General features: G+C 74.5%; 12 protein-coding genes. 6 read left to right on the top strand and 6 right to left on the bottom strand.

Annotated elements, in window-relative coordinates; genetic code table 11:
* Nucleotide 1: 1 nt before the first annotated feature.
* Together kdpA and ACFO4E_RS22070 are read right to left on the bottom strand one after the other, a co-directional pair.
* On the bottom strand, nucleotides 2-1,672 hold the full coding sequence (gene kdpA / locus ACFO4E_RS22075; RefSeq protein WP_465263138.1) for a potassium-transporting ATPase subunit KdpA: 1,671 nt from the start codon (nucleotides 1,670-1,672) through the stop codon (nucleotides 2-4).
* 12 nt (nucleotides 1,673-1,684) lie between these two features.
* A complete protein-coding gene (locus tag ACFO4E_RS22070; RefSeq protein WP_378577767.1) occupies nucleotides 1,685-1,780 on the bottom strand; it encodes a potassium-transporting ATPase subunit F in 96 nt (31 codons plus the stop codon).
* 542 nt (nucleotides 1,781-2,322) lie between these two features.
* Here ACFO4E_RS22070 and ACFO4E_RS22065 point away from each other — a divergent pair.
* Together ACFO4E_RS22065 and ACFO4E_RS22060 are read left to right on the top strand one after the other, a co-directional pair.
* Nucleotides 2,323-3,366, top strand: coding sequence for a hypothetical protein (locus tag ACFO4E_RS22065; RefSeq protein WP_378577765.1), 1,044 nt, complete (start codon nucleotides 2,323-2,325; stop codon nucleotides 3,364-3,366).
* Nucleotides 3,367-3,761: 395 nt separating this feature from the next.
* Nucleotides 3,762-4,634, top strand: coding sequence for a hypothetical protein (locus tag ACFO4E_RS22060; protein WP_378577763.1), 873 nt, complete (start codon nucleotides 3,762-3,764; stop codon nucleotides 4,632-4,634).
* Nucleotides 4,635-5,189: 555 nt separating this feature from the next.
* Here the strand turns inward: ACFO4E_RS22060 and ACFO4E_RS22055 are convergent.
* From ACFO4E_RS22055 to acs, 4 genes are all read right to left on the bottom strand, one after another.
* Nucleotides 5,190-5,975 (bottom strand): protein phosphatase 2C domain-containing protein, encoded by a 786-nt coding sequence (locus ACFO4E_RS22055; protein WP_378577800.1) that lies wholly within the window; start codon nucleotides 5,973-5,975, stop codon nucleotides 5,190-5,192.
* Between the two features lie 309 nt (nucleotides 5,976-6,284).
* Nucleotides 6,285-7,163 (bottom strand): SCO6745 family protein, encoded by an 879-nt coding sequence (locus ACFO4E_RS22050; protein WP_378577761.1) that lies wholly within the window; start codon nucleotides 7,161-7,163, stop codon nucleotides 6,285-6,287.
* 291 nt (nucleotides 7,164-7,454) lie between these two features.
* The gene (locus tag ACFO4E_RS22045) at nucleotides 7,455-7,958 is read right to left on the bottom strand and encodes an inorganic diphosphatase (RefSeq protein WP_378577759.1); all 504 of its coding nucleotides are present in this window, start codon (nucleotides 7,956-7,958) and stop codon (nucleotides 7,455-7,457) included.
* A gap of 230 nt (nucleotides 7,959-8,188) precedes the next feature.
* A complete protein-coding gene (acs, locus tag ACFO4E_RS22040; protein ID WP_378577757.1) occupies nucleotides 8,189-10,162 on the bottom strand; it encodes an acetate--CoA ligase in 1,974 nt (657 codons plus the stop codon).
* Between the two features lie 292 nt (nucleotides 10,163-10,454).
* Here acs and ACFO4E_RS22035 point away from each other — a divergent pair, with 292 nt between their 5' ends.
* Genes ACFO4E_RS22035 through ACFO4E_RS22020 form a run of 4 tightly spaced genes read left to right on the top strand, consistent with a single transcriptional unit; the run spans nucleotide 10,455 to nucleotide 14,294 of the window.
* Nucleotides 10,455-11,450: a sensor histidine kinase gene (locus ACFO4E_RS22035; protein WP_378577798.1), complete on the top strand. Its 996-nt coding sequence runs from the start codon at nucleotides 10,455-10,457 to the stop codon at nucleotides 11,448-11,450.
* The gene (locus tag ACFO4E_RS22030) at nucleotides 11,450-12,244 is read left to right on the top strand and encodes a LytR/AlgR family response regulator transcription factor (RefSeq protein WP_378577755.1); all 795 of its coding nucleotides are present in this window, start codon (nucleotides 11,450-11,452) and stop codon (nucleotides 12,242-12,244) included. The genes ACFO4E_RS22035 and ACFO4E_RS22030 overlap by 1 nt, the downstream gene beginning before the upstream one ends.
* The gene (locus ACFO4E_RS22025; RefSeq protein ID WP_378577753.1) at nucleotides 12,241-12,591 is read left to right on the top strand and encodes a hypothetical protein; all 351 of its coding nucleotides are present in this window, start codon (nucleotides 12,241-12,243) and stop codon (nucleotides 12,589-12,591) included. Before ACFO4E_RS22030 ends, ACFO4E_RS22025 begins: the two co-directional genes overlap by 4 nt.
* Entirely contained in the window at nucleotides 12,591-14,294 is a 1,704-nt protein-coding gene (locus ACFO4E_RS22020) for a sodium/solute symporter (protein ID WP_378577751.1), read from the top strand. Before ACFO4E_RS22025 ends, ACFO4E_RS22020 begins: the two co-directional genes overlap by 1 nt.
* Nucleotides 14,295-14,353: the final 59 nt, after the last annotated feature.

The raw sequence follows: 14,353 nt of genomic DNA, 5'->3' as shown, positions 1-14,353 counted from the left end.
GTCAGCTCAGTCCTTCCGCGATCGGTCCGAGCGCCAGCGCCGGGAAGAACGTCAGACCGGTGATGATCAGGGTCGTCGCCACGACCATCGTGATGAACAGGGGCGTGTGGGTCGGCAGCGTCCCGGCGGTGGCCGGGGCGGGCCGCTGGGCGGCCAGCGATGTGGCGAGCAGGAGCGCGAACACGATGGGCAGGTAGCGCCCCAGCGTGATGGCCAGGCCCAGGGCGGTGTTGAAGAAGGAGGTGTCGGCGCCGAGGCCGCCGAACGCGCTGCCGTTGTTGTTGGCCGCCGAGGCGAACGCGTACAGCACCTCGGAGAGGCCGTGCGGGCGCACATCGGCGTTGGCCATGGCCTCCGGCGTGCCGGGGAGCGACATCGCGATCCCCGATCCGATCAGCACCAGCGCCGGCGTGGTCAGCACGAACAGGGCGATGAGCTTGATCTCCCGCGGGCCGATGCGCTTGCCGAGGTACTCGGGGGTGCGCCCGATCATCAGGCCGCCGAGGAAGACGGCGAGCATCGCGAGGACGAGCATCCCGTACAGGCCCGAGCCCACGCCGCCGGGTGTGACCTCGCCCAGCAGCATGTTGAACATCGCCAGGCCGCCGCCGAACGGGGTGAGCGAGTCGTGGGCGGCGTTGACCGCCCCCGTGGACGTGGCGGTGGTGGCGGTCGTGAACAGCGCCGACAGCCAGATCCCGAAGCGCGTCTCCTTGCCCTCGGTGGCGGCGCCCGCGGCTTCGGCGGCGGTGCCCTGCGCGCTCAGCTCGGCGGCGGTGGTCCCGGCCAGTGAGAGCGTGAAGACGGCGGCCATGGCGGCGAGGATCGCCAGGCCGTGGCGGTGCGATCCCGCCCCCGCACGGGCCAGCAGGGTCCCGTAGGCGCGGGTGAGGCACACCGGGATGAGCAGGATCAGGAAGACCTGGAAGAGGCTGATCCACGCGGACGGCCCCTCGAACGGGTGGGCGGAGTTGGCGTTGAAGAAGCCGCCCCCGTTGGTGCCCAGCTCCTTGATCGCCTCCTGGGAGGCCACGGGGCCGCCGGGGATCGTCTGCGGGCCGCCCGTCAGGGTGGCGTAGGCGGTGTGCGGGGCGAGGTTCTGGATCACGCCCCCCGCTATGAGGACCACGGCGGCGACCGCCGCGAGCGGAAGCAGGACGCGCACCACACCGCGGGTGAGGTCCACCCAGAAGTTGCCGAGCAGGTCGGTGCGCTTGCGGATCAGCCCGCGCACCAGGGCGATCGCCACCGACAGGCCCACGGCGGCCGAGACGAAGTTCTGCACGCCCAGGCCGGCCATCTGGACCAGGTGGCCCATGGTGGACTCGCCCGCGTAGGACTGCCAGTTGGTGTTGGCCGCGAAGGAGACCGCGGTGTTCCACGCCTGGTCGGGGTCGACCGGGCCCATGCCGATGCTCAGCGGCAGCCACTGCTGCACCCGTTGCAGGGCGTACAGCAGCAGGACGGAGAGCAGGGAGAACGCCAGGACGGCGCGGAGGTAGACGGGGCCGCGCATTTCGGTGTCGGCGTCCACGCCGCACAGCCGGTACACGGCCCGCTCCAAGCGCAGGTGGCGCCCGGGGGAGAAGACGCGCGCCATGTGGTCCCCGAACGGGACGTAGACGGCGGCGAGCACGCTGAACAGCAGGGCGATCTGGAGCAGCCCCGCCATGGTGTCGGACACCTAGAACCTCTCAGGGAGCACGAGGGCGATCACGAGGTAGACCAGCAGGGCGGCGGCGACCGCCAGCCCGACGAGGTCGAGCACGGCGGCGCTCACAGCCGGGCCGCCGCTCGTGCGATCAGCCCGATGAGCGCGAAGCACGCGAGCGTGAGGCAGACATAGGCGGCGTCGAGCACGGGTCCACTCCCATCCGCCGCGATCGGCCGGGTCACGGGCGACCTCGGGCGAACCGATGCGACACCAGGAATTGAACTGGCCATTCGTCCGATTCGTGGTGATTTTTACGACCTCCTGATGGCCGCCCGTCCGACCTTGACGGCGCGTTGACGAGGAGGACGGTGAGAGGGGAGGGGTCGGCGTCGTCCGAGTGGGCCCGGAGGTCCGCGCGGTCGGCCGTGGGCCCGCACGCGGCGGAACCGCGGGCCGGGCCGCCCGAAGCCCGCGCGGGGGCAGGTGGCGGGGGTCGTTTCCGGCCGACGCCGGCGGCATTGCGCTCCGGTGGCCGTCCGGGCGCGGGCGGCGGTGGCCGGATGCGGACGATCACCAGGGCCCGAGGGAGGGCGACACGACCGTCGTATCGGCGCGAATACCCTGGGAAGCCACCGCATCCCATCCCCCACCGCAAGAGGAGTGCCGCCGTGGCCGGTGGACCGCCGTCCTTCGAACCTCCCCCGGGACCGCACGGCTCCGGGCAGCCCGATCCCTACGGCCGGAATCCGGCCCCGGGGCACGGCCCGGTGCCGCCCGGGCCCGGAGCTCCCGGCTACGGGCGACCGGGGTACGGCCCTCAGCCCGGCGCTCCGCTCCCGCCGCCCCAGGGCGGCGCATTCCCGGGCCCGCCCGGCGGTCACCCCGGCTTTTCTGGCGGACCTCCCGGCCCTCCTGGCGGATTCCCCGGGCCTCCCGGTGGGCCGCTCCCGCCCGGACCCGGTTATCCGGGCTATCCGGGCTATCCCGGCGGGCCGCCGCCTCGTGATCCGCGGCGCGGATGGATCGTCGGCGGGGTCGCGGGCGGCACCGCCGTCGCGCTGGTCATCGCGGGCCTGCTGGTCTGGAGCCTGTCCGGGCCCGGGCCGGCCTACACCGAGCTGGCGGAGTGCGACGAGCTGCTTACGGGCGACCTGCTGGCCGAGATCCCCGGCGCCGAGGGCGCCGACGTCGAGGGCGACTGGATCACCGGCGAAGGCGAGGGCTCGAGCGAAGGCGCCGACGGCTCCGAGAGCGACATGTGGTGCTCGGCCTTCACCGATGACAGCGGCGAGGAGCCACCCGTCGTCAACGCGTCCTTCCGGCTGTTCCCCATCTCCACCGAGGAGGACGACTACGCCGAGCTCCAACGGCAGCTCGACCGCCTCCGGCGGCCGATCGACCGCGAGCTGGACGACGGCGCGACATCCGGCGACGCCCTGACCATCAGCGACGGCTTCGTCGCCGACGTCGAGATCCGCGACCTGTCGGTCGGCGAGGCGGGATACGCGGTCGACTACTCCAACGTCGAGTCCGACGACTTCTTCGAGGACCGCGACGGCTGGGCCGTCGCCGGCTTCACCACGCGCAACGTCATGGTCTCGCTCGTCTACGAGGGGACCAACGGCATGCGGCCCGCCGAGCGGCTCGACGCGGTGTCCGACGCCGCCCGCCTGGTCGAACAGTCGATCGGAGCCGTCGGCCGAACCGCCTAGCCACACGCCATCGGCGGCCACCACACCCGTGGACTGGGCACCTCCCGGCCGGCTTCGGCGGCAAGCGCACCGACGGGGAGGACCAGCCGGAGGATCCACGGAACGGGCTCGCCCGATACCCGATACCCGATGCCCGGTGCCGGGGCGGCCTTGGGCGGGCGGCGGTCCTGGCGCCATTCGGTTCGGGTGCGAGTGCCGCCGCCCTGTCCAGAGGGCGTCGTCTCCGGCCGACGAGTACGCCGCTGAACGACGTGTCCAATCGCCGGATCCTACGACGGTGCCGGTGCCGCCGACGGAAACATTCCGGGCGGACAATGGCGGGGCGGAAGTGTCCGTGGCGGAAGGGGTCGGCCCCGCCGCCGGTCGACCTCCCTCCGGGGTGAGGAGCCCGTACGATGCCCGGTCAGCCGCCCACCCCCCGCTCGCCCTGGGAGCCCCCCGAACCCTCCGGCGACGGCAGGCCCTCCGGGCCGCCACCGGAACCGAGACCCTCCCGGCACGCTCCCACCGGAAGAGCCCCGAAAGGCCGCCCGGACTTCCCCGGAGAGCCGGGGGGACCGCTGCCCGAGGGCGCGGTCCGTCCGCCCGGCAAGGGCCGGGCCCTGATCACGGCCGCCGCGGCGCTCGCGGCGGTCGCGGTCGCCGTCCCCCTCGCGTGGGGCCTGGCCGGGCCGCGCCCCGCTTATGCCGGCCTCGAAACCTGCGCCGACCTCCTTCCCGACGACGTCTTCGCCGACATCCCCGCCACCGAGGGGCACACGCTCGGCGGCGGGCCCAGCTACTACTACGGTGAGGCCGAGCCGGGAATCGACGAGTCCCTGTACTGCTCGGCGACGCGGGACGACGAGGACCCGGCGCTGTTCACCGTCATCGTGCTGCGCTACCTGCCCGAGACCCGGGACACCGACTACGCCGAACCGCGCGACCGCGTCGCCCGCGCCCTCGCACCCCTTGAGCGCGGGCTGGGCGGCGCGTCGGCCGCGCCGGCGGTCGATACCGGGGACGACCTCGTCGCCGATCTGGAACTGCGCGACCTCCCCGTCGGCGACGGCGGCCACGCCGTCTCCTACTCCGAGCCGCGCAGCGACAACCCCGCCGTCGCGGCCCAGGACGACTGGGCCGAGGCGGTGTTCAGCACCCGCAACATCGCGGTCGACGTCATCTACCGGGGCAGCCCCGGCATGGACGCCGGCGCCAAGCTGGACGCCGCCGCCGGCCTCGCGACCACGGTCGCCGACCGCATCGGCGCCACCCTTGACACCGTCTGACAGTGAGACCGCAGATGGCAGTGCTCGGGGAGCTGAGCCGTCGACCGACCTACGCTTCGGCTGTCATCAGCGGGAGTCGCCGGTCCGGGCGCTGCCATCGGGGGCGCGGCCGGGCGGGAGTCCGTGGCCTCGTAGGAGCCTGGCCGAAGGACCCTTCACTCTCTCGTCCGTCCCTCCTGGCCGGCGCACGCTGCACCGCCGAGGGCGTGTCCACGAGGAGCATCATCCGCCGGCCCGGACGCCTCGTGGTCCGCGGGGTCTACCGGCTGCTTCCACAACCGCGCCTGACCACCGAACCGCTCCCACGGATCGGCGGCATCCATGGGAGCTTCTCCCGGGCGGGACCGCATCGGCCCGTCCCCGCGCACGGTCACGGCGCTCGGCGGTCCGCGGTCGGCACGGTCGCCGCGCGCGTCGGCCTGTGCCCGTGCATGATCGCGCGCCCACCGGCCCGTCCCCGTGCGCGAGGCCGCACGCACCGGCCGTCCGCATGGCCACCGCGTCCCGCTACCCGTCCCCTGCGCGATCACCGCGCGGCGGCGGCGCGGTTCGCGGTCAGAGTGGAGGGGGGTCGAAGGCGCCGACGACAGCCGTGGCGTCGTCGTGGCGTTTGGTCCCCCGGGCCGGGCGGTCGAGTTCGGCGGAACGGACTGCGGCGATCAGCGCCTCGGGGCCGCCGGACTCCAGCAGCGCCCAGGCATCGGCCCAGGTCGCGCCGTAGTCCGTGACAAGGCGTGCGCAGCCGTCGGTGAGCAGCGCGAACCGCCGCCGGGACGTGGGGGCCCGCCCGCACACGGCGTGCGCCGCGGCTTCCACGGAAGCGCCCGCCACCCAGAACCCGCCCGCTGTGTTGCGGGCGGCGCGGACGAGGGCCCGGCTGTAGGGGCGCCCGCCCGGCAGGCGCTCCAGCCGGTCGTCGGTCACCGCGGTCACGGAGGAGGGCGCCGGCCCGTCAGCGGAGTCGTCGGCATGGGGCAGCAGGACGGTGCAGTCGCCCAGCACGAGGTGGTCCAGGCCGTCGCCGGTCGCCCGTACGACGGCCGCCGTCGCCGACGGTCCGTCGGGGTCGCCCAGGTCGCAGCCGGGGCCGTGGGCCGCGCGGGTGCGCTGGATCGCGGCGGCGAGGACGTCCTGGAGGGGGACGCGGTGCGCGTCGTCGGCCGTCAGCTCGGCCGTCAGGCCCTGTGTGAGCCGGTCGACCAGCCACCGCACCCCGTGCCGGCACCCGCTGTCGACCCCGGGAGGGGCGGTCGCCCCGTCGAGCACGAACGCCCAGCCCGTTCCGGCCGCCACCGCGTCCTCGTTGACCGCGCCCTGCCCCTGCTCGCTCGCGTAACGCATGTGCACGGCAGGAGCCTAGCCAGCCGCCGCCTGCTGGACGGCCCGGACGCGTCGGACCGCCGGGGCCGCCGCGTCGAGCCGCCGGAGCCGTCCCGGCAAGAGCAGGCCCGCACGCCGGCCTCGTCGGCGTGCGGGCCTCCGGTAGAGCAGGTCCCCTCATCTCGGCCTCGCCGGCACTGTCCCGGTGGGGCCCGGCTCACGCCGGCCCTGCCCGGTCCGTCCCGGTGAGGGGCCCGCCCCGAGCCGGCCGGACCGGCGCCGGTCGCGGGGTGCGGCCGGGGTCCGGGACGGCGGCCCGGCGCGGCCGGGTCAGCGCTTGCGGGTGCCGGGGAGGATGCCCGCGTCGCGCACGGTGCGGGCGAAGGGCTCCGCCAGGGAGACCAGCCGCTCGCAGCCGTCCGGGCCGAGCCCGGAGAAGGCGGGAAGGGCCAGTTCGTCGGTCTGCGCCTCGACGGCCGCCCGCAGGCGCCCGCCCTCGGCGGTGGCGGACAGGGCACCGTCCGCACCGACGGCCACCAGGCCGCGGTCGACGGCGGCGGCGACGCTCGCGTCCCAGGCGTCCTGCCGCCATCCCCGCGACGCCCGCAGTCCCGACGCGCTGTACGCCCCCGTCGCGGCGTGGGTCACCAGCGCTTCCAGAGGTCCGATGCGCGCGGCGAGCAGGGCGGCGATGTGCCCGTCGCCGCGGAACTCGCGCAGCAGGCTGGCCGCGTGCCATAGGACGAGGTGCGGCTCCTGCGGCCAGTCCAGCCCGGAGTGCCCGGCGAACAGCGGACGTCCGTGTGCATGGCGCGCCGCCTCCTCGGCCGCCGTGTGGGCCAGCGACGCGGCCTCGGCCAGCTCGGCCGAACCGATCGCCTCCGCACCCAGCAGCGCCCGGAGCGAGGAATCCGCCGCCGCCAGCCGGGCGCGCACCACCGCATCGGGGGTGGCGATCCCCCACGCCCGCGGGATCACCGACGCGATCAGCTCGGGGTTGAAGTTGTAGAACGTCGCGGCCACGGCCTGCGGTCCCACCGCGCCCAGCGGCGCGGAGCGCGTGGCGAAGTACCCCATGACGCGGGGTTCGAGCCCGATCCCCGCATACACGTCCAGCCGCTCGGGGGCGAAGTAGATCTGCGTGTGAAGGGGCTCCGTCGCCTTCCAGACGGAACGGGCCAGTTCGGGGGAGACGGTCGGTGCGGGCATGGGGGTCCCTTCGGTTCGGCTCCACCGCCGCGGGAATCCGCGATGGCGGCCCTCAGGCTAGACCGTGCCCCCCGGCCGGCCTGCGGGGCACTCTTGAGGCGGCGCCGATCCGGGGGAGGCGTGCCTCGCGGGGTGCCCCCTCGTTCCCCGGTCGCACACCGCTCCTCAGCACGGCCACCGCCGGCGTCACGCGGGCACGCTCGATCGGGGTTCCCCGCTCATCCTCGGGGCCGCGCGGCGCGATCGGGGGCGCGGGCGTCCCGCCTCGGAGCGGGGGCGCTCCTGACGCCGTCAGACCTCGGAGGCGCCCTGTGCGGCGCGGGCGGCGCGGCGCTGGGCGTCCAGGACGGTGGCCTCGGCCGCGCGGCGGTCCTGCCAGCCGCGGACCTCCGAGCTCTTGCCCGGCTCCAGGCGCTTGTAGATGTCGAAGAAGTGGGTCATCTCGTTGACCTGGAACTCCGGCATGTTGCGCAGGTCGCGGATGTGCTCCAGACGCGGGTCGCCCGCGGGCATGCACAGGACCTTGGCGTCCGGGCCGCCCTCGTCGCGCATCCAGAAGACGGCGACCGGCCGCACGCGCACCACGCAGCCCGGGAAGGACGGCTTGTCCAGCGGCACCATGGCGTCGAGGGGGTCGCCGTCCTCGGCGAGCGTGCCGGGCAGGTAGCCGTAGTCGGCCGGGTAGGTGGTGGCGGTGAACAGTGCCCGGTCCAGCCGGATCCGGCCGATGGCGTGGTCCATCTCGTACTTGTTGCGCGACCCCTGCGGGATCTCCACGACCATGTCGAAGTCCATGCCTGCTCTCCTCACAGCGCCACGGCGCGGCGGCGCGCCGATCGGGCGCCCGCTCCGGGGCGCCGGGCCGCGCCGGCGGGCCGCGCCGGCGGGCCGTGGCGGCCCGGTCCGGCCCGGGCGCGCCCCGCCGGGCGGTCCTTCCATGATCCCGACCCTACGGGTGCGGAGCGGCGAGCGCACGGGGGCGTTGCGGTGGCCGACGCCGGGACGGTCGGCGCCGGCCACCGCGCTCAGTCCTCGGCTGCCGCGGGCCGCAGGCCCGAGGAGATCAGCTCCATCACCGAGGAGTCGGCCAGCGTGGTCACGTCGCCGACCTCGCGGTTCTCCGCGACGTCCCGCAGCAGCCGGCGCATGATCTTGCCGGAGCGGGTCTTGGGCAGCTCGGGGACGATCAGGATCTGCCGCGGCTTGGCGATCGGCCCGATCTCCTTGGCCACGTGGTCGCGCAGCGCGGCCACCGCCTCGGCCCGGTCCCCGTCCGGCCCCGCGGTGCCGCTGCGGGCGATCACGAACGCGACGATCGCCTGGCCCGTGGTGGGGTCCGACGCGCCGACGACGGCGGCCTCGGCGACGGTCGGGTGGGAGACCAGCGCGGATTCCACCTCGGTCGTGGAGATCCGGTGTCCCGACACGTTCATCACGTCGTCCACCCGGCCCAGCAGCCAGATGTCGCCGTCGGCGTCGTACTTGGCGCCGTCACCGGCGAAGTAGTAGCCGAGGTCGGCGAACCGCGACCAGTAGGTGTCGCGGAACCGCTCGGGGTCGCCCCAGATCCCGCGGAGCATCGACGGCCACGGCTGGTCCAGCACCAGGTAGCCGCCCGACCCCTTGGCGACCTCGGCGCCGGTCTCGTCCACGACCCGGGCGCCGATGCCCGGGAGCGCGCGCTGCGCCGATCCCGGCTTGGCCGCCGTCACCCCGGGCAGCGGGGAGATCATGATGGCGCCGGTCTCGGTCTGCCACCACGTGTCGACGATCGGGGTCGTGCCGCGGCCGATGTTCTCCCGGTACCACAGCCACGCCTCGGGGTTGATGGGCTCGCCGACGCTGCCGAGCAGGCGCAGCGACGACAGGTCGAACGCCGCCGGGATGTGCGCGCCCCACTTCATGAAGGTGCGGATGAGGGTGGGCGCGGTGTAGTAGATCGACACCCCGTAGCGCTCCACGATCTCCCAGTGCCGCCCCTCGTTGGGGGTGTTGGGGGTGCCCTCGTAGACGACCTGGGTCGCGCGGTTGGCCAGCGGGCCGTAGACGATGTAGGTGTGCCCGGTGATCCAGCCGATGTCGGCGGTGCACCAGTACACGTCCTCGCCCGGGCGGTGGTCGAACACCACGCGGTGGGTGTAGGCGGCCTGGGTGAGGTAGCCGCCCGAGGTGTGCAGGATCCCCTTGGGGCGCCCGGTGGTGCCCGAGGTGTAGAGGATGAACAGCGGGTGCTCGGCGTCGAACGCCTCGGCCGTGTGCTCCGTCGGCTGCGCGTCCACGAGGTCGTGCCACCACAGGTCGCGCCCCTCGGTCCAGGGCACGTCGGTGCCGGTGCGCCGCACCACGACGACCTTCTCGACGACGGGCAGGTCCGCCAGCGCCTCGTCGACGTTCTCCTTCATCGGCGCGGCCGACCCGCGCCGGTACTGGCCGTCGGAGGTGATCACGACGCGCGCCGCGGCGTCCTCCACACGGGAGCGCAGCGCCGCGGGGGAGAACCCGCCGAACACCACGCTGTGGGTGAGGCCCAGGCGGGCGCAGGCCAGCATGGCGACGATGGCCTCGGGGACCATCGGGAGCTGGATGGCCACCCGGTCGCCGGCCACCAGCCCCAGGGAGGACAGCGCGTTGGCGGCGCGGCTCACCTCGGCGAGGAGCTCGGCGTAGGTGATGTCGCGGCTGTCGCCGGGCTCGCCGACCCAGTGGATGGCGACCTGGTCGCCGTGGCCGTCCTCGACGTGGCGGTCCACGCAGTTGTAGGCGACGTTGAGCCGGCCGCCGGTGAACCACTTCGCGAACGGCGCGTCGGACCAGTCGAGCACCTGCTCCCACGGGGCCGCCCAGCTGAGGCGTCCGGCCTGTTCCGCCCAGAAGCCCTCGCGATCGGAGACGGCGTCGTCGTACAGGGCGGCGGTCGCGTTGGCCCCGGCGGCGAAGTCCTCGCTCGGTGGAAACGAGCGGTCCTCGCTCATCAGGTTCGACAACACTTCCTCTGCCATGTCAACTCCCGACGTACGTGATGCCCACTACCTTCGGCGACCACCGTAGGATCAAGGGTGCCGACAGGACACGTCCCGCACGGCCACCAGTACCGTTCACGCGATAGACGGCACCGCGGACGCGACGAACGGTCAGCGGGGGTGTCGTCCAGTTCGCACCGCCACGTCCCTTCCGTCCCCGGCAGTGATGATGAGAACGCCCATGCAGTCGCCCGCCGACCGACTCCGAAGACAGGCCGTGCTCTGGCGGCCCGCCCGGCGGCCCGGTTCCCACGCCGATCCGCCGGCCGCGCTGCGCGCCGCGCGCGGAGTCTCCGAGGGGCTGCGCGACGGCCTGGCCGGGGTCGGCGCACCCGCCGCCGTGCGCCGGCTGCGCCGGCTGCTCGGGATCCCGGGCCTGGCGGTGGCCGACCTGTCGGGGCGCCTGCTGTGGGCCGGGCGGCCCGCACCCGAGGCGGAGACCGGGCCCCTGGTCGAGGACGTCCTGCACAGCGAGGCTCCGCGCGGCGGCCCCCTGCTGAGGGCGGTGCCGCTGCACGTCGACGACCAGCTGGCCGGCGCCCTGGTCGTCGCGGGACGGGTCCGCGGCGCCGCCGTCCGCGAGGCCGCCGCCCTGATCACCGAGGCGCTGCGCCGCGGCCGGCTGGAGGCGTCGGCCGAGCAGGCCGCCCGCGCCGAGCTGCGGGCGCTGCGCGCCGAGATCTCCCCGCACTTCGTCTACAACGCCCTGACCGTCGTCGCCTCCCTGGTCTCCTCCGACCCCGAGCGGGCGCGCGAGCTGATGCTCGACTTCGCCGACTACACCCGCTACAGCCTGGCCCGGCGGGGCGAGTACACCACCGTCTCCGACGAGTTCCACGCGATCGAGACCTACCTGATCCTGCAACGCGCCGTCCTGGGCGACCGGCTGCGCGTGCAGGTGCGGGTGGCGCCCGAAGTGCTGGGCGTCGCGGTGCCCTACCTCGTCCTGCAACCACTCGTGGAAAACGCCATCCGGCACGGGATCGAACCCCGCTCCGGCGCCGGGCTGGTGCAGGTCTCCGGGGAGGCCGAGGGCAACGACTGCGTCATCGCCGTGGAGGACGACGGCGTGGGCATGGACCCCGCCGAAGCCGAGGCCGTCCTCGCCGGCCGGGGCCGGGCGGACAGCGTCGGACTGTCCAACGTGGACCGCCGGCTGCGCCACGTCTACGGCGCCTGGTACGGGCTGGTGGTCGAGACCGCCGTCGACGCGGGCACCCGGGTCGTGGTGCGCGTTCCGAGATTCCAGCCGGGAGTGATGCCCTGATGTCACCGGATCGCGCGGGCCTGCGGGTCCTGGCCGTCGACGACGTGCGCCCCGCCCTCGACGACCTCTGCCGGCTGCTCGCCGACGCGCCCGAGGTCGGCGAGGTCGTGGCCGCCGCCGACCCGCTCAGTGCGCTGAGGTCCATCCAGGGCGACCGCTTCGACGCGGTCTTCCTGGACATCTCCATGCCCGGACTCGACGGCATCGAGCTGGCGTCGCTGCTCGCCAAGCTGAGCGAGCCGCCCGTGATCGTCTTCGTCACCGCGCACGAGGGCCACGCCATCACCGCCTACGGGCTGGGCGCCGTCGACTACCTGCTCAAGCCCGTGCGCGCGGAGCGGCTGGCGACCGCGCTGGGGAAGGTGGCCCGCATGGCGGCCTCCGCCGATACGCCGCCCGCCGGCAACCGGGCCCCCGACACCATGGCCGTGCTGACCGTGGAGTCCGCGGGGCGCACCCGCTACGTGCGGCGCAGCGACGTCCGGTTCGTCGAGGCCAACGGCGACTACGTGCGGCTGCACACCCCTTCGGGCGTGCACCTGGTGCGGATGCCGATCTCGCGGCTGGAGGAGTACTGGTCGGGCACCGGGTTCAGCCGGGTGCACCGCGGCTACCTGGTCGCCCTCGACGCCATCCGCGAGCTGCGCAGCGACTCGGTGGGCGGGCTGCTGGCCCACACGGACCTCGGCGACGTCCCGGTCAGCCGGCGCCACTCCCGCGAGCTGCGCGAACAGCTCCTGCGCGCCGCCCAGCGCGGCGAGCTCGACGGCGAAGGACGGCGGCAGCCCGGATGAGCAGGGTCAAGCGGGTCGCGGTGTCGAGCCCGCAGACGCGGCTCGCGCACGCCAGGGGCCGGTCGCGGGGGCGCTGGCGGGTGCCCGCGCTCGACCCGGCCGACGCCGAGCGCGCCGCCGCCCTCTACCGGCGCCAGCGGGTGCAGGGGGTGCCCGTGCTCCTGCTGCTCGCCGCGCTGCTGCTGGGCCTGCCGCTGGTGTTCGCGGCGTGGCCGCAGCTGGACGACGTGCGGCTGTGGGGCGTCCCGCTGTCCTGGGCGGTGCTGGCGGTGCTGCCCTACCCGTTCCTGGCCCTGCTGGCGCGGCGCCAGCTCCGTGCCGCCGAGCGCGTCGAGGAGCGGCGGTGATGGCGTCCCTGCTCGCCGTCGCGGTGCTGGTCCTGGTGACCCTGCTGATCGGCGTGCGGGGGGTGGCCGCGCTGCGCACCACCTCCGACTTCCTGGTGGCATCGCGCCGGGTGTCCCCGCTGCTGAACTCCGCGGCGGTGTCGGGGGAGTACCTGTCGGCCGCGTCGTTCCTCGGCATCGCCGGACTGGTGGTCAAGGACGGGGTGGGGGCGCTCTGGTACCCGGTGGGGTTCACCGCGGGCTACGTCGCCATGCTCGTGCTGGTGGCCGCGCCCATGCGCCGCACCGGGGCGCTGACCGTGCCCGACTTCGCCGAGGCGCGGCTCGCCTCGCCCGCCCTGCGGCGGGTGAGCGCGCTGGTCGTGCTCGTGATCGGGGGCCTGTACGCGGTCCCGCAGTTCAGCGTGGCGGGGCTGGTGCTCAGCTCGGTCACCACCTGGCCCTACTGGGCGGGGGTCGTGATCGCCGGCGCGGCGGTGAGCGTCACCCTCGCGCTGGGCGGCATGCGCGCCGCGACCTACGTGCAGGCGTTCCAGTTCTGCCTGAAGCTGCTGCTGTTCATCGTGCCGGCGATCTGGCTGGTGGCCCAGGCGGGGCCCGACGTGCGCGAAGAGGCGCTGCACCCGGTGGAGTTCTCCCGGTTCGAACGCGACACCACGGTGTCGTTCCAGGTCGACGCAGTGCTGACCGTCGACGAGACCACCGTTGTGGACGTGTCCGGCGGCACCGCCGACGTGCTCACACCCGGACGGCACCCGATCACGTCGGGCACCACGCTCGTCTTCCCCGAGGGCGCGGCGGTGCCTCGCACCGACGGCGGCCCGCCGCCCGGCGCCGAAGGCTGGCAGCGGCCGCTGCTCGACCCCCGCGACTCCGGCCACCCGGTGCTGGGCACCTGGGCGGTGCTGCTCGCCACCGCCCTGGGCACCATGGGGCTGCCGCACGTCCTCATGCGCTTCCACACCAGCCCCGACGGCCGGTCGGCGCGGCGCACCGCCGCCATCACCGTCGCCCTGCTGGGGGTGTTCTACGTCTTCCCGGGGGTCTACGGGGTCCTCGGCCGGGTGCTGGTGCCCGAGCTGTACCTGACCGGCGCCACCGACACCGCCGTGGTGTCGCTGCCCACCCGGGTCGACACCGGCTGGGCGGGCACCTTCATGGCGTCGATGCTGACCATGGGGGCCTTCGCGGCGTTCCTCGCGACCTCGCTGGGGCTGCTGCTGGTGATGGCCGGCGCCATCGCCCACGACCTGCTCCCGGGCGGGCTGCGCCGGCTGCGGATCACCGTCGTGGGGGTCGCCGCCATCACCGTCCTGCTCGCGCTGCCCGCCGCGCGCATCGACGCGGGAACCCTGGTGACCTGGGGGTTCACTGTCGCCGCGTCCACCTTCTGCCCGCTGCTGGTGCTGGGGATATGGTGGTCGCGCCTCACCGCGACCGGGGCGATCAGCGGGGTTCTCTCGGGCCTGCTGGCCTCCTCGGGCGCCATCACGATCGCCCTGTTCGGGCCGCCCCTGGCCGGCCTGGCCGGCCTGCTCGTCACCCAGCCGGCGCTGTGGTCGGTCCCGCTGGCGTTCGCCACCACGGTCGCGGTCTCCCTCTGCGGCACGCCCGCGCCCTGGTCACGGGCTGCGATGCTGCGATTGCACCTGGATGAAGAGGGGCCGGGGCCCCGCGGCGGGCGCTCACCGGATCGGCCCTGAGTGCCGTTCGGCGTGCCGCGCCCGCCGTTCGTCGACCGTTCGTCGCTCCATCGGCCGTT

Origin of the sequence: Nocardiopsis mangrovi (assembly GCF_042653925.1) — a bacterium.
Classification (GTDB): Bacteria; Actinomycetota; Actinomycetes; order Streptosporangiales; family Streptosporangiaceae; genus Nocardiopsis_B; species Nocardiopsis_B mangrovi.
The sequence above is the reverse complement of the archived record's forward strand: the minus strand, read 5'-3'. Positions and strand labels throughout refer to the sequence as shown.